Raw genomic sequence first — 20,312 nt, forward strand, 5'->3', positions numbered from 1 at the left:
CGTTGAAGCTAATGAAGGCTGCGAGAACGTCATCAAACGATGAAGTCCTGGCTTGCGAGGATGCTCAGTGTTTGCGTAGCAGCATCCCCGTCGAGGTCGGTGTTTGCCAGAGTGAATTCGAACGGCTGATCGTCAACTGGGCCCTCGATGCTCGTCGAGAAGTCGAGGATGCGAACACCCGAGTTGGCACCGCCGACGTGGAACTGAACGTAGGCCGTGTCGAAGGCTTGCCCACCATCGTCATCGATGGTCACGGTCTGATTGCCCGAGCGCAAGCCAGTAACGTTTTCGATGGTGTGATCGATCAGATTGCCGCCATCGTCGTAAAGCCACGATTCTACGGTGATGGCGTTGATGTTTCCAATTCCTGCGACCGCGAAGGTTAGATTGTTGATGTCAGACCCGTCCGCAGTGGAGAAGGTGAAGCCCTCGTTGTTATTGATCTGCGAAGCCTGACCGCCTTTCACGCCGAAACCAACTGCATCGGGGTTAAGGTCGTCAGCCGCTACAGTCGGGCCTCCCAGTGGAGTGGTGTTGAACGGCACAAAGGCTGCCTCGGTCGCGCCCGCTGCGGGCGTAGCGTTGAAGATCAGGCCGTCAAAGACGATGCTGCCGGTGTTATCCACCGTGGGTACTGTCAAGGTCTCCTGGGGACCGCCCGACTTGACCGCATTGAAGTTGAGGTCGGACTGCTCACCCTGGGGTGTGAAGAGCACGTCGAAGGTGTATCCCGAGTCGGTCACGTTCAGTTGGTAAAGATCCGTATCGGTGGCCACGTCGCGGTACGTCAGCGTGGTTCCGTCGTTGGTGAGAATCTCCTCGATGTCAGCGCCACCGAGATCGGTATATTGGGTGATGGTGACGTGTGAGCCGTCGGCTCCGGGAGTAAGGTCGAACGTCCCTGTGTCCTGTTGATTGGCGGCCAATCCGACCTGGAACGGCGTTGCATCACCAGTGATGCCGTCGAACGTCGGCCCGGCATCCTCGAACACGAGGTGCGTCCCGAGATCCTCGTGGTTGACGACCGTCACCTCGCTCGATGATGGGAACGCGACTTCAAGGTTCTCAACGCGCACACCGGAGGTGCTCTGCTTCGTGTCGTAGGTAAATCGAACGTAGATTTGATCGACGCTATCCGCCGACTCGATGGTATAATTCTCAAAGACGGCGCTGCCGGAAGGTAAAGTTACTGTGTCGGTCCCGTGCTCAATAACTATCCCATTATCGACAGTCCACCACTCGATGTTGACGCTCTTCACGCCGCCTATGCCCTGGACGTCGAACCTGATGCCGCCGATCTCGTTCGCATCCGGAGTGGCAGAAGTCCAGGCCGCGTCTTGGACGAAGAAGCCCTCATTTTGATTCATCTGAGAGGCTTGGCCCCCCTTCACACCGAAGCCGACGGCGTCGGGATTCAGATCATCATTGGTTCCGGGGTTCTTGTTGATGGTCGTCGGATCAGTGACTGCACCTGCCGGGAAGATGATGCCATCAAACTTGGCGCTGTGATTGTCAGTGAGATCGGCTGTCGCAACCGTGAGTGTCTCCTGTGGGCTACCTGACGGGATCGACGCGAAGTCCAGCACCTGAAACGTCGTTACGAGCTCAGTGGTCGTTACATCCAGTGTGATCTTGCCCTGGGCAAATGACAGGATGTCGTCATCGTCAATGACAGGAGGATCACCAGGAACGTTGTGCTGCAGCGGTTCGTATTGAATGAGGTAAATCTGCGCCGATGACAGGTCAGTCTCGTCAAGCGCAACCGCGAACGCCAAGGCGCCAGCGGGATCGGCGTCACCATTCCCGTCGGCCTCGCGTCCATAAATGATGCCGCCCTCATTGTAGAGGAAGATTTCCACACCGCCGACGGTAAAGAGGCCGCTCGTGGTGCCGCCCGGGCCGTCATCGGGAATCGACAGCGCCAGATCGGTCGCGCCGGTTGTGTCAAGGAGGGCGGTGTTGACAGCCACCTGCGGGAACCCTGTCGTGGGGTCGGTAGGACTGATTCCAAGCACGCCGAGAGCGGTGAGCGCGTCGCTCAGCGTCTGGTCGAGGAGGACATCATTATCATCGGTGACGGTCTGTACGCCGATCTGCTCGTCGAGAACGAGATTGGTGGCGGTAATCGTAGTCATAATCTTCCTCCCAATTGTGATCGAGCTGTTCCAGGGTCAGTTGGGATTAGGTCAGGGCGCGCCGAAAATGGTGGATTTCGAGAACCGGAACAGAGCACGCCTTGACGTGCGTAAGTTCCGGAGGCTTGGAAAGCTACGATTGCCCGTCCGCCATCACTTGAGATGCCACTTGAAATGCTAACAAACCCCAGATGCTCAGGGGTCAATTTGGCGCAGCCTAAGGATGGCAAGTCAACTTTCCGTCTGGTAGTATTCTGACCTATATCGAACGATATATATCGTTTTCGATAGGGTTGCTGTCGTCAGTGTAAATGGGAATATTGACCTGGCGGAGAAGCGCCGTAGTGAATGCCCGCGCCGGAGCAAACCATATGTGTCAAAAGCCTTGGCCCGATCGGCGTCGCCCTCTATGTAGGGCACGTCGCTTAGCGCTCGCCGGAGCTTATCGGGTTGCGCAGCCCGGCGAGCGCGGATGAGCTTGGCCGTGTTGGGTGATCAGGCGCGGTTCTTGAAGCGCCCGCACTCATTGACAGTCTCGATGATCTCACAGTGATGCGTGAGACGATCCGAGTTCATCGAGGACGACGAAGCCGAGGCGAGTGAGATAGTCGGCGCGACACTCGGTCTTGAGCTGGTTGAGCAGATCGACGACGTTGCACCTATACCACGTTTACGAGAAGCTGCACCTCGGCAGCCGGGCGGAGCTGGCCTGGGCATGGCGCATGGCAAAGGCGCTGCGCGTCCAGGAACGGGCCTCCTCTGACACCAGCACTTTTCAACTGGCATCGACATGAAGCTGGCAAAGGGGCCGGAAAGCCGCGTGATGGCATCGGCCGTGATAACCGCCGCAGCGCCTGCGCCGGCCTGATCTATCGAAAGGTATATATCGTTCGATCAGGTGCGGACATTGATCTCAATACTATCGAACCGGGAATGGACGCCTCCTCGTCGGCGGCGACACAATCGAGGATCAAAGGCCGCAGTTCAGCGCGTCAGCGCGCCAGCGGATGCACTCGGGTAGGGCATCTGGGGGGATCCCCTTTTCTTGATGCGTTCAAAAAGGGGGGAATCTCGATGGCACTCACCATAGCAACTTATGGCTGGACTAACTGCAATCCCTTGCGCCGGATGTCACTCCGCACACCAGAGAAATAGCGATGAAAACCAAGCAACAGCCCCCTGCCCTGCAGGTAGTGATGAAAGAGGTCAAACGCGCCATTCGGCCGCTGATCTGGTTCAGCGGAGGCATCAACGTGCTGATGCTGACCGGGGCGCTTTACATGCTCCAGGTCTACCACCGCGTGCTCGGCAGCCATAGCCTGGAGACGCTGGTGATGCTTTCGCTGATGGCGGCGGCCGCGCTCGGGACGCTCGCCGGGTTGGAAGTAATACGCGGGCGTCTTCTGGCCAAGGTCGGTTCCTGGATGAATGCGCGGCTGGGACCGGTTCTGCTGACTGCATCGGTGGAATACGCCGCCTCGGCGCCCGGCCAGGCCAACGCCCGTGCATTGCGCGATCTGGACCAGGTGCGGAATTTTTGCACCAGCCCGAGCGTCTTCCCGATCCTCGACGCTCCTTGGGCGCCGCTGTTTTTCGCTGCCATATTCGTCATGCACCCTTGGCTGGGTTGGCTGGCGCTGGGCGGCGGGATCGTCCTGTTCGCTTTGGCGCTGCTCAACGAATACGTCACGCGAAAGCCCTTGACCGAGGCTTCGGGTGCGCAGTCGCGGGCCTATGTGCAGGCCGAGGCGGCGATCCGCAACGCCGAGGTCGTCCAGGCGATGGGTATGCTGAAGCCACTGATGGAGGGCTGGAAGGCACAGCAGGACGAGGCAAACAGAGGACAGGTTCTTGCCGCCAACCGGGGTGGGGCCATCGCGGCTATCGCGCGTTGTCACCGGCTGGCCCTGCAAATGGCGATACTCGGCCTCGGCGCCTATCTGGTACTTCGCAACGAGGCCTCGCCCGGTATCATGATCTCCGCCTCGATCCTGATGGGCCGCGCATTGTCACCGGTCGAGCAAGCCATCGGCACATGGAAGGCGACGCTCGGAGCGCGTGCCGCCTATCGGCGTCTCACCGCTGTCGCCGGACAGCACCGGGAATCCACACCGGTTCTGCCGCTACCACGACCGAAAGGCAGGTTCGAGGCCGAGAACATTGTGCTTGCCCGACAGGGTGGCGAACATATCCTGAAAGGCATCAACTTCCGCCTCGAGCCGGGTGAAGCGATGGCGTTGATCGGTCCGAGCGGGGCTGGCAAGACGAGCCTGGCGCGCATACTCGCCGGTGCCTGGCGCCCGTCCGCGGGGCGCGCCTTGCTGGACGGAACGGATGTTGCCCAATGGGCGGCGGAAGACCGTGGCCGTCATGTCGGCTACCTACCGCAGGACATCGAACTCTTCGCCGGCACCGTGTCCGAAAATATTTGCCGCTTCGCGACGCTCAACCCGGCGGTCTTCAACAAGGTGGTCGAGGCCGCGCAGTTGGCAGGAGTCCACGAACTGATCAAGGGACTGCCGAAGGGTTACGCCACCGAGATCGGCGAATCCGGCGCCGTCCTGTCAGGCGGGCAGCGCCAGCGCATCGGGCTGGCGCGGGCACTCTACGGCGACCCCGCGCTGCTTATCCTCGACGAACCCAATTCCAACCTCGACAGAGAGGGCGAGGAGGCATTGATTGCTGCTCTCGGCGTGGCCAAGGCCACGAACACAACCGTTATCCTGATCGCGCACCGCCCCAACCTTTTGGACAAGATAGACAAGATACTGGTGCTCAACAGAGGTCAGCAAGATCTCTTCGGGCCGCGCGACCATGTCTTCAACGAACTCGCCAACCGTGTCAGCAAGGTGGCCCATCTGCCCAAAGCGGCCCAGTTGCCAGCCCTTGAAGTGGTCAAGGAAATCAAAGAGGTCAAGGAAGCATGAGCCGCCCCCCCGGATTGAACGTCGTGCCGCTACCCCTTCCTCCGCCCTCGCTGCTGGAACCGGTGCCGCTGCGTCTCACCGGCGTGACCTGCACCGGGTTCGCGATCATGTTCCTGTTCTTCGGCGTGGCCGGGGGTTGGGCGGCGCTGGCGCCGTTGGACAGCGCCGCTGTGGCGCCGGGCGTTATCAAGGTCGCCGGCGACCGCAAGCTCATCCAGCACCTCGAGGGCGGCATCATCGCGGAGTTGAACGCCGCCAACGGGGATATCGTCAAGGCGGGCAAGATCCTCGTCCGGCTCGACGACACGCAGGCAAAGGCGCAGCTCGACCTGATCCAGAACCGGATAGCAACGCGTGAGGCGCTGGCCGCCCGTCTCAGGGCCGAGCGCGACGGCAAGGCCGAGATCGAGTTCAATCCGGCGTTGCTCGCAAACCCCGCCACCGCCGTGAAGGACGCGGTGGCAGCACAGCGTGACGTGTTTGCCGCGAAGCACCACAATCTGAAGGACGAGCGGGAAATTCTCGGCCAGCGCCGTCACCAGGTCGAGGAAGAGATAACGGGACTGGAGCAGCTTATCGTCACCGAAGACAAGCAGATCGAGGCAATCGAGGGCGAAAGCAAAGACCTTGAGGGTCTGCTCAAGAAAGGGCTGACCACCCGCGAACGGAACCTGTTGCTCAGACGCCAACAGCGGGAGATCGAAGGGGAGCGCGCTACCAACATTGCCGCAATCGCCCGTGCCGGAAGCGCCATGGCCGAGATTGATATGCAGATCCTGAACCTCAACACAGTGCGGCTGAACCAGGCCGTCGATGAGTTGAGCAAGGTCGAGGCGGAGTTGTTCGACCTCGGACAGCAGGAGCGCTCCGCCAGGGACGTGCTTGACCGCACCAACGTCGCCGCACCGGTTGACGGCATCGTCATGGACCTGAAGGTCCATACGGCAGGCGGCGTCGTGAAACCCGGTGAGACATTGATGACGATCGTGCCGCTCGGACAGCAACTCGTGGTCGAAGCCATGGTCAAGCCGGAGGATGTCGAGACGATCGCCCCCGGACAGCCCGCGCGCGTCAGCTTCCCGGCGTTCGCTCGCTACAACCTGCCGCCGCTCGAGGGCGTCGTGGAGATCGTGTCGGCTGACCGCATGGTTGAGGAGCGCAGCGGGGCACCTTATTTCGCCGCGACCGTTTTGATCGACAAGAGCGAACTCGCCAAGCTGGAGGGCCGCAAGCTACTGCCCGGCATGTCGAGCGAGACGATGATCCGGACAGGTGCCCGCACCGTGCTTTCCTACCTCGCCGAGCCGATCACGCAGAACTTCCGCCGGGCCATGCGGGAAAAATAGCCGTAGGCCGCTGAACCGGATTCAGGAAAGCAACATTCGCCCGGCCGTGATCGCCAGGAAGAACGCAAAGGCAAGTTTCAGGTAGCGCGGATTGAGCGCGTGGGCGAGCCTTGCGCCCAAGGGTGCAAACAGAAAGCTCACCGGCGCTATGATGGCAACCGCCGGCAGGCTGACGTAACCCAGGCTGAGCGGAGGCCTGCCGGCGATTTCAAGACCCGACCAGATGAAGCCGGCCACTGCCGGAAGCGCGATAAGCAGGCCAAGCGCCGACGATGTGCCGACGGCACGATGCACCGGAAAGGAAAAACTGGAAAGCGTCGGCACCGAGAGCGTGCCGCCGCCAATTCCCATCAGCGAAGAGACAAAGCCGATCACAGCAGCGATCGCGCGGTTGATCCAGCCGCTTTGCGGCAGGTGATCGGAGATCACGAGGTGCTTCGGCAGCGCCATGTTGACGGCCACCAGCAGGCCGACGACGCCGAAGACCAGCCGCAAGCCGGCGCCCGGGATGAATTTCGACATGATGCCGCCGACGAGGGCACTGGCGAAAATGGCCGGTCCCCACAGAGTGAGCAGAGGCCGATCGACATTGCCGCGCCTGTTGTGCGACCGCATCGACGAGATCGAGGTGGGGATGATGACCGCGAGCGAGGTCGCGACCGCCAGATGGCTGATCACAGCAGGCGAAAAGTGGAACAGGCTAAGCACCCAGAACAGCACCGGGACGATGACGATGCCGCCGCCGACCCCCAGCAGACCGGCGAGCACGCCGGAGGCCATTCCGGTCATGGCCAGGCCGGCGACCAGCATTGCAATCGTCAGCCCGTCGAAAACCGACGTGTCGAATCCGAAGTCCACCGTGATTTTTCCTTGATTGGCTATTTGCGGCACGGCCTTGCGGGCACGGCCGCGCTCCCGCTGTTGCGACCCAAAAAATGCAGGTCGCCCAGAAGGGTCATAGCGTTTTTGGAATGCGCTTTTGGTTAGTGGCGCACCATCCCGGCGTCGACATTGAGCGTCTGGCCAGTGATCCAGCGCGCATCGTCGGAGGCCAGGAACGAAACCACGTCGGCGATATGTTCCGGCTGCCCTTTGCCTTTCATGGCCTGAAGCATCTCGACGAAGCCGAACGCCTCGTTGTGCGGGCTCGCCTTGACGCCGTCGCTCTCGATGAGGCCGGGCGTCACCGCATTGGCGGTGATGTTGTATTTGCCAAGCTCGGTGGCGAGCGCCCTGGTGAAACCGATGACGCCACCCTTGGCCGCGACATAGGCCGCCATGTTCGGCGTGCCGGCAAAGAAGGTGTTGGATGCGATGCTGATCACCCGTCCGGCCTTGCCTGCCGCACGCATCTGGTCCGTACCGGCGCGGCTGACGATGAAGGTGCCGGTCAAATTGACGTCGATGATCTTGCGCCAATGGTCGAGATCGACATCGTCCCAGGCGACGAACGGCACGATGCTGGCATTGTTGACCAGGATGTCGATGCCTCCGGTCAGGGTCTGGATTTCGGCGAAGAGCGCCTTGACGGATGCCGAATCGGAAATGTCCGCGGCGATCGCCCTCGCCTTCCCGCCTATCGTCGCGGCCGCCACCCCGGCGCCTTCGGCATTGATGTCGCTGACGATGACGGTTGCCCCGTCGGCGGCCAGCCGCGTTGCGATCGCCTTGCCGATACCCTGCGCGGCGCCTGTAACCAGGGCCGTCTTTCCCGCAAGCCGTTCAGTCATGAAAATGCTCCCTCAATCCGTGGTGATGTCTGTTCAGGCGTCGGCGTCGATCACGGCCAGCGCCGCGTCGATACCCTTGCCGATCGCCAGTTTCTGGCCGGCCGCGTTCATGGCGCCGCCAAGCGCCGTGAGCGCCGCGATCGCATAGATCGGCTGGGCGGTCGGACCCATGTGGCCGATGCGTGTCAGCTTGCCCAAGGTTTCGCCGCGGCCAGACGAAAACACCACGCCGTAGCGGGCGCGCGCGGCCTGGCGAAGCGCCTTCTCGTCGATGCCTTCGGGCGTGCGGACAGCGGTCGTGGTCGGCGACGCGATGCTGTCGCTGGCAGCCCAGATCGACAGACCCATCGCGGCAACGCCGGCGCGCATGGCCTTGGCGGTGAGTGCATGGCGCCCCCACACAGCCTCCGGTCCCTCATTGAGATAGAGGTCGAGCGCGACATCGAGCCCGTTGATCTCCGAGACCGACGGCGTGAATGGAAACGGCTTGTCCCGCGACCACGCATGCTCCCAGTCGACGATGCTGAGCATCGACGCGCGCGGCGCCAGAGGATTGGCCTTCATCTTGGCCCAGGCCCGCTCGCTGACACCCATCATCGTGAGGCCGGGAGGCGCGCCCAGGCATTTGTTCGGGCCAGTGACATAGATATCGGCCTTGCAATCCTCGGGATGCGTCTTCATGCCGCCAAAGGACGAGACGGCATCGACGATGAGGTAACCGCCATGGGCTGAGACCAGCGCGCCGATGGCGTCAATCGGATTGATGGTGCCGGACGGCGTGTCGTGGTGGCAGACGGAAACGACGGTGATCTCCGGATGCGCCTTCAGCATTGCCTCGACCGCCTGCGGATCGATCGCCTCGTTGTAGGGCACCTCGATCTCGAGCAGATGTGGCGAATAGCGCTTCGCCCAATAGCCAAAGCCCTTGCCGTAGACTCCCGAGGCAAGGTTGAGCACGACATCGTCCGGCGTGATCAGCGAGGCCGCGGCGGCCTCCAGGCCAAGCACCGGCTCGCCATGCAGGATGACCGGCTTGTTCGACAGCCGCATCGCCTTTTGCGCCTTGTCGACCACACCCTCGTAAAAAAGCTGGAACGCCGGGTCGTAGTCGTAGAGCACCGTGCGACCGAGGCCGCGCAGCACTTCGGCATAGGCGTTCACCGGCCCCGCGGTCAGGGTGATGACCGGATCGGCGTGTTCGAGATAGCGCATCGTCTTGTCTCCCGATTGCAGGCGGTCAGCCGTAGAATTGCGTGCCGGTCCTGTAGGTCTTGAAGTTGTCCATGTCGTGCGAGTACATCAACTCGGCGCCATGGTCCTCGGCGAGTTTCTTCACCTTGCGCATCGAATTGACGCCCGCCACCGGATCGATGTGGAAGGCCGCCTGGCACAGCGTTTCAAGGCTCTTTTGCGTATAGGCCGCGTCGATGGTGAACATGATCGGCTTGCGCTTGGGGAACTCTACCAGCAGGCTGTAATGGCCGATCGAATGACCGGGCGTCGAGATCAGCCGGACACCCCTGGCAAGCTCGACGTCGCCATCGATGCCTTCGAAGGTCGAATTCGCCCGTGTCGTTCCCGCAAGCAATTGTGCGGTCGCGCCACGCGCTTCGGCAGCCTCCGCCGAAAAGCTCAGGTCGGAATAGCCGAGATGTTCGAAGGGCTCGGGATTGCAGGCCTGCGGCACCTCGGTCCGATGACAGATCTTCTTGGCATGCGGAAAATACTTGTTGCCGCCGCAATGATCGAAGTGGAAATGCGAGTTGACGACGACGTCGATGTCCTTCGGCTCAAGGCCGAGCAGCGCCAGGGCGCCGGGGATGGTCTGGTGCTTTTCCTGGATCGGCTTTTCGAACGGCAGCACCTTCATCACGTGGTCGTAGTCGTAGCCGGTGTCGATGAGGAACCGACCCTCGGCATGCTCGATCAGGATCGAATAGACGGGGAAGCGCACTTCACCGCCAGGGCCGCGATTCCAGAACACATGATAGCCGTCGAGAACGAGCGAGCCGCCGTCGAGCAGGTAGACCTTGGTATCCGACATTCTTGCCTCCTTTATTGGCGCGGGTCCCGTCCGCGCATGAATTGTGCTCAGCGCGCGCCGCGCTCGTATGGAATGCCGAGCGCCGCCGGCAGGCTCGCGCGCCGGCCGAACAGCACCAGCATGATCATCACCGCCAGGAACGGCAGCATCTGGATGATGTCGGTCGGTATGTTGATGCCGGCCACCTGCATGGCCGTCGTCAGCGACAGGCAGACGCCGAACAGCAACGCGCCGAACAGCACCCAGATCGGGCGACCGCGCGCCAGCATGGCCAGCACGATGCCGAGAAAGCCCGCGCCATTGGTGATGAACGGAATGAACAGCCCAGCCCCGACATTGGCGAGATAGGCGCCGCCGAGCCCAGCCAGCGCTCCGGTCGTCAACACGGCGATGGTGCGGGTCCGCACGACATCGATGCCGGCGACATCGAGCGCGGCCGGCTTGTCGCCTGCCGCCTGCAAATTGAGGCCGAGTTGCGTGCGCCGATAGAGGTAGCTCATGCCGAAAACCAGCGCGACCGCCAGATAGACGATCAGATGATGCTTGAAGAATGCAGGCCCGATGACCGGGATGCCCGAAAGCAGCGGAATGACGGTAGCATCCGCCGCGGGCAGGCGCGGGTAGCTGCGTGAGAACTGGAAATGGTGGAGCAGTGCCGTCAGGCCCTCGAGCCCCAAGGTCAGCGCGATGCCGATGACGATCTGGTTCAGCCCGATGCGCACGCAAAGCAGCGCCATGACAAGCGCCACCGCGGCGCCGCCAGCGGCACCGGTGAGAAAGCCCAGCCACAGCGACCCCGAATAGAAAGCGCCGACAAAGCCGAGATAGGCGCCGGCCAGCATCATCCCTTCGATGCCGATATTGAGCACGCCCGCCTTCTCGGAGATCTGCTCGCCGAGCCCGGCAAGCAGCAGCGGGATCGCCGCGGTGACGGCGCCGAACAGGAGCGCGCTGAGAAAGACTTCGCTGAACAGCCCGGTCATGCCCTAGGCCCTCCGCGACTGGTTGTATCGGTGATCGAAATATTCGGCGAGCGCGAGCACGATCAGCACGATGGAAACCAGCACCAGCGTGAAATGATTGGGCACGCCGAGCCGGCGCGCCGCGCTCTCGCCGCCGATCGAAAGCACCGAGAGCAGGAACACGAAACCAATGGCTGCAAAGCCGTTCATGCGGGCGAGAAAGACAGCGGGTATCACCGCAAGCCCGTAGGCGGGATTCCAGTCGGCGCGGACATTGCCCTGGACGCCGATGATGTCGACAGCGCCGGCAAGTCCGGCCAGCCCGGCGGAAATGGCGAAGACGGCAACGGTCAGGCCGGGAACGCCGAGCCCCGAGTGAACCGCCGCGCGTGGATTGGCGCCGACGATCCTCAGCTTCAGCCCGAACGCCGTGCGCGTCATCACCAGATGCACGATGACGATCGCCGCCAGCCCAAGCAGCAGGCCACTGGTGATGGTCGTTTCGAACAGGCGCGGCAGCCGGCCCTCCACCGGCAGCGTGCGCGTCTGCGGCACGGTCGTTCCCGGATCGCGAAATGCCAGCTTGACCAGCACATTGGCGAGCGAAGTGCCGAGGAACGTCATCATCAGCGTGGTGATGATCTCGTTGACGCCCTGATAGGCACGCAGCAGGGCCGGCACCAGCGACCAGATCATCGCCACCACCATGGCGACGAGGAACGAGCAGAACAGCGCCAGCCAGGCTGGCATGATCTGCACGAACACGGGAGCGCTGGCAGCCGCCGTCACCGCGCCAAGCAGGAACTGCCCGTCGCCGCCGAGATTCCACATGCCGGCGCGAAAGGCCACGATCAGGCCGGCGGCAAGAAACAGCAGCGGCGCCATGCGCGTCAGCGTCTGCTGGATGCCGAGCGGCGAGAACAGTCCCTTCTCCAGCACGAAGCCATAATAGGCGAGCGGGTCGACGCCGACGGCAAGCAGGATACAGCCGGCTATGACGAGAGCGATGAGGATCGGGCCGAGCGTCATCAGCAGCCGATGCAGGATGTCGCGGCGCGTCGTTGCCCCGCTCGTGGCATCGAGTGCGGTAGCACTGACCGTGGGTGCGGTGTCAATGCTCATGCGGCAAGTCCGATCATCAGGCGACCGACCTTGGTGCGGGCGTCGTCGGCATTCTCGACGGTGCCGACCAAAGCTCCGTCGGCGATGACGGCGATGCGATCGCACATGCCAAGCAATTCCTCGAGGTCGGTGGAGATCAGCAGCACCGCAAGGCCACGCGCCGCCGTGTCGCGGATGCGCTGGCGCGACGCCAAAGTGTTGGCGAGATCGAGCCCGTAGGTCGGCTTGTTGAAGATCACCACCTTGGCGCCCTCAGCCAGTTCTCGCGCCAGAAGCACCTTCTGGATGTTGCCGCCGGACAGCCGCGCGACAGGCGCCTTCAGGCTCGGCGTACGCACATCATATTCGCGCACGAGCTGGGCGGCGCGCTTGTCGATCTCCGCGCGTTGCTCGACGCCGTTGCGCCAGAACGGAGCCGCGCCGACCTGCTTGAGAAAGAAGTTGATCGAGACCGGGAAGGTTCCGACAGTGCCCTCGCCCAGCCTGTCGTCGGTCAGGTAGCGAAGGCCGCGCCGGCGGCGCTCGCCGACGCTCAGCGTCTCGATGGCGGCGCCTTCCAGCCGCACCGAGCCGCCGGCAGCTGTACGCTGGCCGGCCAGCGCTTCCGCCAGCTGCTTCTGGCCGTTGCCGTCGATGCCGGCTATGCCCAGGATCTCGCCCGGGCGGATGTCGAAGGAGATCGACGACAGGCCCGGTGCATTGTCCGTCGGTGCTACCGCCAGATCCGTAACCTGAAGCAGCGGGGCCGCTTCTGCTCGGGCAGTGCGGACCGGACGCTCGACGGCTTCCGGATCATCCTTCTGCTTGCCGAACATCAATTCCACGATCTCGGAGACGATCTCCTGTTCGCCCAGCGTGCGAAACCGCTCGGGCGGGATCTCTCCGACCTTGCGGCCAAGCTTCAGCACCGAGATGCGGTCGCCGAAGGCAGCCGCCTCCTTGAGCTTGTGGGTGATGAAGACGATCGCCAGGCCCTGCTCGACAAGGCGGCGCATCAGCGCGCCCAGTTCGTCGATACCTTTCGGCGTCAGCATGGAGGTGGACTCGTCAAGGATGAGCAGCCGGCTGTTGCGCAGCATCGCGCGCAGGATCTCGACCTGCTGCTGCTCACCGAGCGACAACTCCGATACCTTGGCTTGAAGCTTGACGGTGATGCCGAGCGTGCCGGTGATCTCGGCGACGCGCGCCGCCAGTTCCTCGGTCCTGGGGCGCTGCCACCACGGCCCGCCAAGCAGAAGGTTCTCCGCCACCGTCAGCGTCGGCACCAGCATCATGTGCTGGAATACGGTGCCGATGCCGAGTGCCAGCGCATGGCGCGGCGAGGTGATCGGCGTCGGTTTGCCGTCGACCAGTATGCGTCCTTCGTCCGGCTGCTGCAGGCCGGACAACATGCCGATCAATGTCGATTTTCCAGCGCCGTTCTCGCCCAGCAGCACATGCACTTCGCCCGGGCGGATCGACAGGTCGACGCTGTCATTGGCAACGATGCCGGGGAACCGTTTGGTCACGCCTTCAAGCGCGACGATGTCGCGCCCGGCAACGGACGATGAAGAAAAACCGCTCATGAAAGCCCAGCACCAAAAAAAACGGGAATCGTCCGGAGGGGTGAACGGATCACCCCTCCGGCAGTTGACCGTGATCGCCTTACTGGGCGACGCTGGTCATCAGTGCCCTGACGGCGGCCGCGTCATAGACCGGCTCGACCTTGATCTTGCCGGAAATGACGTCCTCGCGCAGCGCCTGGATTTCCGTCCAGACATTGTCCGGGATCGCAGCGGTCTTCAGCAGCTTGACCGAGTCGTCCTTGAGGCCGATCGTATAGTGTTTGGTGCCGAACGTGTCGGCCTTCAGGTCGGCAATCATTGCCGCATAAACCGGCTCGATGTTCCACACCACCGACGACAGCAGGAAGCCCTTGTCGATCGGTGACTTGTCGCCGATGACATCGATGAAATAGACCTTCCCGCCATCGGCTGCCTTGGTCGTCTCGACCGCCTGCAGCATGCCGAAGCTCGAACCGTTGCCCTGGCCGAAGATGATGTCGGCACCGGATGCGATCACGCTTTCGGTGACGCGCTTGCCGCCGGCCGCGTCGCTGTAGGCGGCAGGGCCGATCACCGCATAGGTGATCTTGACGTCAGGGTTTTCCGCCTTCACGCCTTGTGCGAACGCCGCCGACTGCGAATTCCACGATGGCGGTTCGCCCGAGACGACGATGCCGACCGACTTGGAACGCGACACCTTGGCGGCGAGACGGCCGGCGAGATAGGCACCCTCGTGGCCGCTCAGCGTGTAGTCGGCGACAAGGCCCTTCTCCAGGCCGGCTGGCGTGTCGACGATCGCCACCGGAACTTTCAATTCCTTGGCGATTTCGGGCGCCGAGGTGTTGTAGCCGCTGGCATGCGCGATCAGCAGGCTGGCGCCGTCGGAGGCAAGTTCCCGCAAGGTCGGACGAACGTCGCCATAGCCGAGACCCTGGGCCACGACCACTTCGACACCTGCGGCTTTGCCCGCCGCCTTGGCAGCGTCGATGCCTTGCTGGTTCCAGCCATAGTCCGTGCCTTCTTCGGGCGTCAGGATGGCGATCGACTTGACCTCGCCGGCAAGCGCGCCGCTCATCAAGACACCGCTCAATATAACTGCACTTACACTGCTCTTGAGAATCTTTAACATGTTACCCTCTCTGTTTTGATTTACCAATCAACATTCTTATTGTTATTGCGCGAAAGCGAGATAGACTGCCTGCGAAATTTATATATGGAGCTCAGGCAAAGTGAAGATCCGTTATGCCCTTCCGGTGATGCTGGCGTTGTCGTCCTTCGCCAACGCGGTTGAGTTGCACCATGTCACCGTCCGCACCGGCACTGACGGGCTCGACATGGTTCCGTTGACGATTTCGAATGCGGGCAGCGAAGGCCTCTCCTGCAACGCCGACTTCGCCCACTGGTATTCAGCCGGGATCGCAACGATCGAGCCGGGCAAGAAGACCCGCGTCGAGCTCTGGTTCGATGCGAAGACCGGCACGTTCACGATCCTCAACGACAAGCGCGAGAACCTGCCCGTCGAGCGGCTGTGGTGCGGTCTGGCGAGCCGGGCATATGCCACCCGCGTGCAGGTCACGCTCGACCGCGCCGATGCGGCGAAAGGCGAGCGTGATGTGTCCTGCGCCATCGCGCAGGACAGCCTGGTCTGCCGGTAGGCGCTCATCGATCTTTCCGTTCGAACACCGCGCGCCCCTTATTCTTTTGCCAGGAATGCGTCGGTGAAGACGTCGTCCGCCGACAGAGCCGCCTTGAGCACGCCCTGGTCCGTCAGCGTCTTTAGGGTCTCCTCCCACTGCGTCTTCGTCATCCAGCCGAGACCGTGTTCCTTGGTGTCGGGGCTGCTGAATGTCGAGGCGATGTCGGCGTTGATCTGCGCCAGCAGCACGTCCTTCTTGTCCGCATAGCCGGGCGCTGCCTTGGCCGTGATCTCGGCGGCCTCTTCCGGATGAGCCACGACATAGTCGAAGGCCTCCCTGTACGCCTTGACGAAGCGGCGCACGACGTCCGGCTTGTCCTTGATCATCGCCTGCGAGGTGAACAGGCCCGAGCCATAGGCTTTCCACCCATGGTCCGCCCCCATCATGATGCTGAGCGAGCCGGGGCCTCCGGCCTTCGCCTCCAGCTCGGGAACCTCCGCGTCGATATAGCCGACGACCGTCTGAACCCGGCCCAGCAGCAGATAGCTTTCATAGGGAGGCGAGACGCTGTTCAGCGTCATGTCCTTTTCGGTCAGGCCATTGGCGGCCAGGAAGCCCTTGAAGAAGATGTAGGTGGAGCCAGCCGGATGAATGCCGATGGTCAGTCCCTTGAGGTCGGACGGCTTGGTGAGCTTCAGCGTCTTGGCCAGCGAAATGATCCCCAGCGGCGAGTGCTGATTGACGGCCGCCAGCGCCACGACCGGGACATTCTGCGACCGTGCGACGGCAAGCGTGGGAAGATCGCCGAAGCCGAAATCCGCGTTCTCATTGCCCACCAGCCGCATCGCGTCCGGCGAGCCGGACCCCTTGCGGATCTCGGCCACATCGATGTCGTTCTTGGCGAAGAAGCCTTTTTCCTTGCCGACGAAAAACATGGCGTGATTGCCGCGCACCACCCAGTCGAGCTGAACGTTGACCTTGTCCGCCGCCAGAGCAGCGTTGGAAAAACCGAGTGCTGCAACAAACGCCGCGAAGGTAGCGGCCTTGATAAGTGAGCGTCTCAGCATTTTTTGTTCCCTTTTATGAATTTGGTTGATCGAGCGGACCTAGGACTGGCTGAATTTCGGCGCCCACGGCACCACGATGCGTTCGAGGATTTCGGCGGCGTAGTAGAAGGCGATGCCAAGCACGGAAACGAGCAGCAGCGCTGCGAAGACCAGCGCCGTGTCGAGCTGGGTCGAAGCGAACTGGATGACGTAGCCGAGACCGTCCGACGCCCCGGCGAACTCACCGACGATGGCGCCGATCACGCTCAACGTGGCGGCGATCTTGGTTCCGGCCATCAGGTTCGGCAGCGAATGCGGAACACGGATCCTGAACAGGATCTGCGTCGGGCTGGCTCCGACGGAATTCATCAGCGACAGCAGCGAGCGGTCGACCGATTGCATGCCCGCCAGCATCGACAGTGTCACCGGGAAGAAGGCGATGACCAGGATGAGGCCGATCTTGGGCGCCAGCCCATAGCCGAACCAGAGGATGAAGATCGGCGCGAGCGCGACTTTCGGCACGTTCTGGAACAGCACCACCAGTGGATACAGCGCGCGTCCCAGCCAGTCGAAGCGCACGATGACCAGCGCAATGGCAATGCCGACCACGACCGAGACCAGGAAGCCGAACAGGATCTCGCCCGCGGTCACCAGCGTCGCTTGCATCAGCGTGCCCCATTGCGCCACCAGCGACTTCGCGATCTCGGACGGGGCGGGAATGATGAAGGCGGATATGGCAAAGATCCGCACGGCGGCTTCCCACGCCACGATCGTCACCAGCAGCAGGATGACCGCCGGTAGCCAACTGCCGGTCGCCGCACTCCAGCTGGAGGCGAGGCGCGGCTCGGGAAGGTCCGTGATGGGTTGGTCGCTCAAGACGCGCCTCCCGGCTGATGGCTGGAGCGCAGCATGGTTCGCAACTGGACCACCAGCCTGACGAACTCCGGATCTTCGCTGACCGACAGGTCGCGTGGATAAGGCAGCGCAATGTCGAGGCTCTCGGTGATCCGCCCGGGCTTGATCCCCAGCACGTGCACATGGCGCGACAGATGGATGGCCTCGTCGATGGAATGGGTGACGAGCACGATCGTCTTGCCGGTACGCTGCCAGATTTCCAGCAGCGACTGCCCCATCGAATCGCGGGTGATGGCGTCGAGCGCGCCGAACGGTTCGTCCATCAGCAGCACCGCCGGATCGAGCGCCAGGGCCCGTGCGATGGCGACCCGTTGCCGCATGCCGCCCGACAGTTCGTTTGGGCGCTTGTGGGCGCTGTCGCCCAGCCCCACCAGTTCCAGCATCTCCTGCCCGCGCGCCCGCAAATCCGAGCGCGACAGCGACTTGTCGGCGATGCCGAGCAGCAGCGACGCATTGTCGACGGCGTTCTTCCAGGGGAGCAGGTTGGCGTCCTGAAAGACGAGGCCGATCATACACTTGCGCGCCGCCTCGACCGGTGCGAGCCCGGCGATCGCAACGCTGCCCTGGGTCGGCTGCACCAGCCCGGCCAGCACCTTGAGCAAGGTGCTCTTGCCGCAACCGGAAGGGCCGATAAGGGAGACAAACGACCCCTTCGGCACAGAGAGATCGATGTTGCTGAGGATCAACTGCCGGGCGATGACCACCGAAACGCCCTTGGCGGAGATCAGATTGTCATGGCGGATATGGGCCGGCCTGTCACCGGCGGCTCGAATGGTTTCAATGCGCATGGCTTGTCGCCCCGCGCGCTTTCGTCGGCCGCAGCCACGCCGTCTTGATGGCGAAGGCACCCTTCACACAAACAGCCGACCGGTGGAACTCCTCGAACCGGCCTGCCCTCTGCGCACCGTTTGACATTAGCTACTCCCGGCCTTCCAGGATGCGCCGCACCGCGACGAGCTTGCGCGCCCGTTCGCCTTGCAGCGCCTTTGTCTGCTCGGGCGTGTAGGCAAACATGCCCTCGCCCGACTTGATGCCGAACTTCAACGCAGCCGTCTTCTCCAGCACCATCGGCGCGACATCGTCGCGGTTGGAGAGATCGGCATTCAGGAAGGATGAGACGGATTTGTAGATATCCAGCCCCGCCATATCGAGCAGCGCCATCGGACCGATGACGGCGATCTTGTAGCCGATGCCCCAGGATACGCAGGTGTCGAGGTCTTCCGGCTCGATGACGCCGCGCTCGACAAGATCAACCGCCTCGCGCAGCAGCGCATAGAGCACGCGGTTCTCGACGAAGCCTGGAACATCCTTCTTCACCACCACCGGCAGCAGGCCGATCGAGCGGATAAGATCGCGGATAACAGCCACGGTTTCAGGTGCGGTCTTCTCGCCGCCGATCACCTCGATCATCGGGATGATGTGCGGCGGGTTCGACCAGTGCATGCCGACCATCCGCTCGGGATGCGAAATATGCGCCTGCAGCTTGGTGATCGGGATGCCCGACGTGTCGGAAGCGACGATGACGGACGGGCCGATCAGCGGATCGATGTCGCGATAGGTCTGCGCCTTGATGTCGATATTCTCGGGCACGTTCTCGATCACCAGTTCGGCGCCATCGACGGCCTCGGCGATCGTCTCGACGAATCGCACGCTGCCGGCGCCTGTCCCGGGCGCCTTGATGTCGAGACGATCGAGCACGCCGCCGGCGAGATCGAGCATGCCGCGGGCACGCTCGACCGACGCCTGTGAAACATCATACGCCGTGACATCGAGGCCGCCGCGCGAAAGCCGCGCGGCGATGCCTGGACCCATCGTTCCCAATCCGATGAGAGCGGCGCGCCTGATCATTATGCGGCCTTTGCGGGAGCAGCAGTGGTTGCCGCCTTGAAGGCCGGCCGGGCGGCGATCGCGGCCACCCAACGCTCCAGATCGGGCATCGACGGCCGGTCGATCTTGAAGTCGACGCAGCGCTTCAGGATCGGCGCGCAGGCGATGTCGGCAAGGGTCAGCTTGTCCAGCGCCAGGAAGTCCTTGCCGGCCAGGTGGCCATCGACGATCTTGAGTTGCGCGACAAGGTCCTTCACCTGTTCCTTGTATTCGGCGGTCTGTTCCTCGGGTGTGAGCTTGGCGCCCTTGAAGGCCGCCAGGTAGCCGGGATTGACCGCCGCCAGCAGGAAATCCATCCAGCGCTCGACCTCGGTCTTTTCCGCCGGCGTGGCGCCATTCAACTGTTCGCCACCGAATGCCGCGAGATAGCGCAGGATGGTGTTGGACTCCCAGATCACGGTGTCGCCGTCGACCAGCGTCGGCACCTTGGAGGTCGGGTTGAGCGCCTTGTATTCCGCCGTCTGGGTGTTCTCGAACTGGCGGCCATAGTCCTCGCGCTTGTAGGATGCCCCAAGCTCTTCGAGCATGAAGAGCACCTTCTGGACGTTGCCTGATGTCTGGCGGCCTAACAGCTTGTACATGTCGTCTCCTCGATTGTGTCCAATGCCTACTTGCTCGCTGGGAGCGGCTTGTAGACGATCGCGTCCATTTCGATCTTGGTGTTGATGACGGCCTTTGCCTCGACGGTCGTGCGCGCCAGCACGGCATCGCCGATCCCTTCGAGGAACGCCTTGTTGTAGCGGCCGAAATCGCGCGTATCCTCGAGATAGGTGGTGATCCGCACGACATCCGACAGCGTCGCGCCCTCATGCGCGATGACGCGCGCGATGGTTTTCAGCGTGGCCAGCGTCTCTTCCTCGATCGTGCCGCTGATCATGTTGTTGTTGTCGTCCTTCGGCACCTGGCCCGAGACGAAGATGAAGTCGCCGGCACGCACCGCCGGATGAAACGGCAGGTTCGGGTTCTTGTTGCCGATGGCGTAATGGCTGGCGGATTTTCGCGTGCTGTCGCTCAATG

At 62.7% G+C, this 20,312-nt stretch carries 18 protein-coding genes and 1 pseudogene; 3 read left to right on the forward strand and 16 right to left on the reverse strand.

Annotation, left to right across the window (positions count from 1 at the left end; all coding sequences use genetic code 11):
• Positions 1-32: 32 nt before the first annotated feature.
• Together X735_RS158280 and X735_RS1000000168655 are read right to left on the reverse strand one after the other, a co-directional pair.
• On the reverse strand, positions 33-2,135 hold the full coding sequence (locus X735_RS158280; RefSeq protein WP_023809919.1) for a hypothetical protein: 2,103 nt from the start codon (positions 2,133-2,135) through the stop codon (positions 33-35).
• A 495-nt stretch (positions 2,136-2,630) separates the two neighbouring features.
• Positions 2,631-2,802: pseudogene (locus X735_RS1000000168655) on the reverse strand (IS21-like element helper ATPase IstB); the annotation flags it as partial.
• Between the two features lie 490 nt (positions 2,803-3,292).
• On the opposite strand from X735_RS1000000168655, the gene X735_RS158275 reads away from it, so the two are divergent.
• Positions 3,293-5,062 (forward strand): type I secretion system permease/ATPase, encoded by a 1,770-nt coding sequence (locus X735_RS158275; RefSeq protein ID WP_023809920.1) that lies wholly within the window; start codon positions 3,293-3,295, stop codon positions 5,060-5,062.
• Positions 5,059-6,408 carry an HlyD family type I secretion periplasmic adaptor subunit gene (locus tag X735_RS158270; protein WP_023809921.1) on the forward strand — a complete coding sequence of 450 codons (1,350 nt, stop codon included), beginning with the start codon at positions 5,059-5,061 and terminating at the stop codon, positions 6,406-6,408. Before X735_RS158275 ends, X735_RS158270 begins: the two co-directional genes overlap by 4 nt.
• A gap of 21 nt (positions 6,409-6,429) precedes the next feature.
• Here the strand turns inward: X735_RS158270 and X735_RS158265 are convergent, their stop codons facing one another.
• From X735_RS158265 to X735_RS158230, 8 genes are all read right to left on the reverse strand, one after another.
• A complete protein-coding gene (locus tag X735_RS158265; protein WP_023809922.1) occupies positions 6,430-7,266 on the reverse strand; it encodes a sulfite exporter TauE/SafE family protein in 837 nt (278 codons plus the stop codon).
• 125 nt (positions 7,267-7,391) lie between these two features.
• The gene (locus X735_RS158260; protein ID WP_023809923.1) at positions 7,392-8,138 is read right to left on the reverse strand and encodes an SDR family NAD(P)-dependent oxidoreductase; all 747 of its coding nucleotides are present in this window, start codon (positions 8,136-8,138) and stop codon (positions 7,392-7,394) included.
• Between the two features lie 33 nt (positions 8,139-8,171).
• On the reverse strand, positions 8,172-9,350 hold the full coding sequence (locus tag X735_RS158255; RefSeq protein WP_023809924.1) for an alanine--glyoxylate aminotransferase family protein: 1,179 nt from the start codon (positions 9,348-9,350) through the stop codon (positions 8,172-8,174).
• A 25-nt stretch (positions 9,351-9,375) separates the two neighbouring features.
• Positions 9,376-10,182: a 4-pyridoxolactonase gene (locus tag X735_RS158250; RefSeq protein ID WP_023809925.1), complete on the reverse strand. Its 807-nt coding sequence runs from the start codon at positions 10,180-10,182 to the stop codon at positions 9,376-9,378.
• 47 nt (positions 10,183-10,229) lie between these two features.
• The gene (locus tag X735_RS158245) at positions 10,230-11,165 is read right to left on the reverse strand and encodes an ABC transporter permease (protein WP_023809926.1); all 936 of its coding nucleotides are present in this window, start codon (positions 11,163-11,165) and stop codon (positions 10,230-10,232) included.
• A gap of 3 nt (positions 11,166-11,168) precedes the next feature.
• The gene (locus tag X735_RS158240; protein WP_023809927.1) at positions 11,169-12,266 is read right to left on the reverse strand and encodes an ABC transporter permease; all 1,098 of its coding nucleotides are present in this window, start codon (positions 12,264-12,266) and stop codon (positions 11,169-11,171) included.
• Positions 12,263-13,831 (reverse strand): ABC transporter ATP-binding protein, encoded by a 1,569-nt coding sequence (locus X735_RS158235; protein WP_023809928.1) that lies wholly within the window; start codon positions 13,829-13,831, stop codon positions 12,263-12,265. Before X735_RS158235 ends, X735_RS158240 begins: the two co-directional genes overlap by 4 nt.
• 79 nt (positions 13,832-13,910) lie before the next feature.
• Positions 13,911-14,885, reverse strand: a complete 975-nt coding sequence (locus X735_RS158230) for a BMP family protein (RefSeq protein ID WP_023809929.1) — start codon at positions 14,883-14,885, stop codon at positions 13,911-13,913.
• A 154-nt stretch (positions 14,886-15,039) separates the two neighbouring features.
• Here X735_RS158230 and X735_RS158225 point away from each other — a divergent pair, with 154 nt between their 5' ends.
• A complete protein-coding gene (locus X735_RS158225; RefSeq protein WP_023809930.1) occupies positions 15,040-15,465 on the forward strand; it encodes a hypothetical protein in 426 nt (141 codons plus the stop codon).
• Positions 15,466-15,503: 38 nt separating this feature from the next.
• Here X735_RS158225 and X735_RS158220 read toward each other — a convergent pair whose 3' ends face one another.
• The 6 genes from X735_RS158220 to X735_RS158195 form a co-directional block, all read right to left on the reverse strand.
• Complete coding sequence (locus X735_RS158220; RefSeq protein ID WP_023809931.1) at positions 15,504-16,514, reverse strand: ABC transporter substrate-binding protein; 1,011 nt, start codon at positions 16,512-16,514, stop codon at positions 15,504-15,506.
• Between the two features lie 39 nt (positions 16,515-16,553).
• The gene (locus X735_RS158215) at positions 16,554-17,369 is read right to left on the reverse strand and encodes an ABC transporter permease (RefSeq protein ID WP_023809932.1); all 816 of its coding nucleotides are present in this window, start codon (positions 17,367-17,369) and stop codon (positions 16,554-16,556) included.
• On the reverse strand, positions 17,366-18,196 hold the full coding sequence (locus tag X735_RS158210; protein ID WP_023809933.1) for an ABC transporter ATP-binding protein: 831 nt from the start codon (positions 18,194-18,196) through the stop codon (positions 17,366-17,368). The genes X735_RS158215 and X735_RS158210 overlap by 4 nt, the downstream gene beginning before the upstream one ends.
• Positions 18,197-18,326: 130 nt before the next feature.
• On the reverse strand, positions 18,327-19,256 hold the full coding sequence (gene fhmpcd1 / locus X735_RS158205; RefSeq protein WP_023809934.1) for a 5-formyl-3-hydroxy-2-methylpyridine 4-carboxylate 5-dehydrogenase: 930 nt from the start codon (positions 19,254-19,256) through the stop codon (positions 18,327-18,329).
• Positions 19,256-19,876: a glutathione S-transferase family protein gene (locus X735_RS158200; RefSeq protein WP_023809935.1), complete on the reverse strand. Its 621-nt coding sequence runs from the start codon at positions 19,874-19,876 to the stop codon at positions 19,256-19,258. The genes fhmpcd1 and X735_RS158200 overlap by 1 nt, the downstream gene beginning before the upstream one ends.
• A gap of 26 nt (positions 19,877-19,902) precedes the next feature.
• Entirely contained in the window at positions 19,903-20,310 is a 408-nt protein-coding gene (locus X735_RS158195) for a RidA family protein (protein WP_023809936.1), read from the reverse strand.
• Positions 20,311-20,312 lie beyond the last annotated feature (2 nt).

The organism is Mesorhizobium sp. L2C084A000 (assembly GCF_000502875.1).
GTDB lineage: Bacteria > Pseudomonadota > Alphaproteobacteria > Rhizobiales > Rhizobiaceae > Mesorhizobium.

Bases quoted from the DNA above. Each gene is read 5' to 3' on its own strand.
- X735_RS158275 (WP_023809920.1), top strand. From the start codon at position 3,293: ATGAAAACCAAGCAACAGCCCCCTGCCCTGCAGGTAGTGATGAAAGAG.
- X735_RS158255 (WP_023809924.1), bottom strand. From the start codon at position 9,350: ATGCGCTATCTCGAACACGCCGATCCGGTCATCACCCTGACCGCGGGG.
- X735_RS158260 (WP_023809923.1), bottom strand. From the start codon at position 8,138: ATGACTGAACGGCTTGCGGGAAAGACGGCCCTGGTTACAGGCGCCGCG.
- X735_RS158200 (WP_023809935.1), bottom strand. From the start codon at position 19,876: ATGTACAAGCTGTTAGGCCGCCAGACATCAGGCAACGTCCAGAAGGTG.
- X735_RS158220 (WP_023809931.1), bottom strand. From the start codon at position 16,514: ATGCTGAGACGCTCACTTATCAAGGCCGCTACCTTCGCGGCGTTTGTT.
- X735_RS158270 (WP_023809921.1), top strand. From the start codon at position 5,059: ATGAGCCGCCCCCCCGGATTGAACGTCGTGCCGCTACCCCTTCCTCCG.
- X735_RS158230 (WP_023809929.1), bottom strand. From the start codon at position 14,885: ATGAGCGGCGCGCTTGCCGGCGAGGTCAAGTCGATCGCCATCCTGACG.
- fhmpcd1 (WP_023809934.1), bottom strand. From the start codon at position 19,256: ATGATCAGGCGCGCCGCTCTCATCGGATTGGGAACGATGGGTCCAGGC.
- X735_RS158240 (WP_023809927.1), bottom strand. From the start codon at position 12,266: ATGAGCATTGACACCGCACCCACGGTCAGTGCTACCGCACTCGATGCC.
- X735_RS158250 (WP_023809925.1), bottom strand. From the start codon at position 10,182: ATGTCGGATACCAAGGTCTACCTGCTCGACGGCGGCTCGCTCGTTCTC.
- X735_RS158235 (WP_023809928.1), bottom strand. From the start codon at position 13,831: ATGAGCGGTTTTTCTTCATCGTCCGTTGCCGGGCGCGACATCGTCGCG.
- X735_RS158245 (WP_023809926.1), bottom strand. From the start codon at position 11,165: ATGACCGGGCTGTTCAGCGAAGTCTTTCTCAGCGCGCTCCTGTTCGGC.
- X735_RS158210 (WP_023809933.1), bottom strand. From the start codon at position 18,196: ATGCGCATTGAAACCATTCGAGCCGCCGGTGACAGGCCGGCCCATATC.
- X735_RS158280 (WP_023809919.1), bottom strand. From the start codon at position 2,135: ATGACTACGATTACCGCCACCAATCTCGTTCTCGACGAGCAGATCGGC.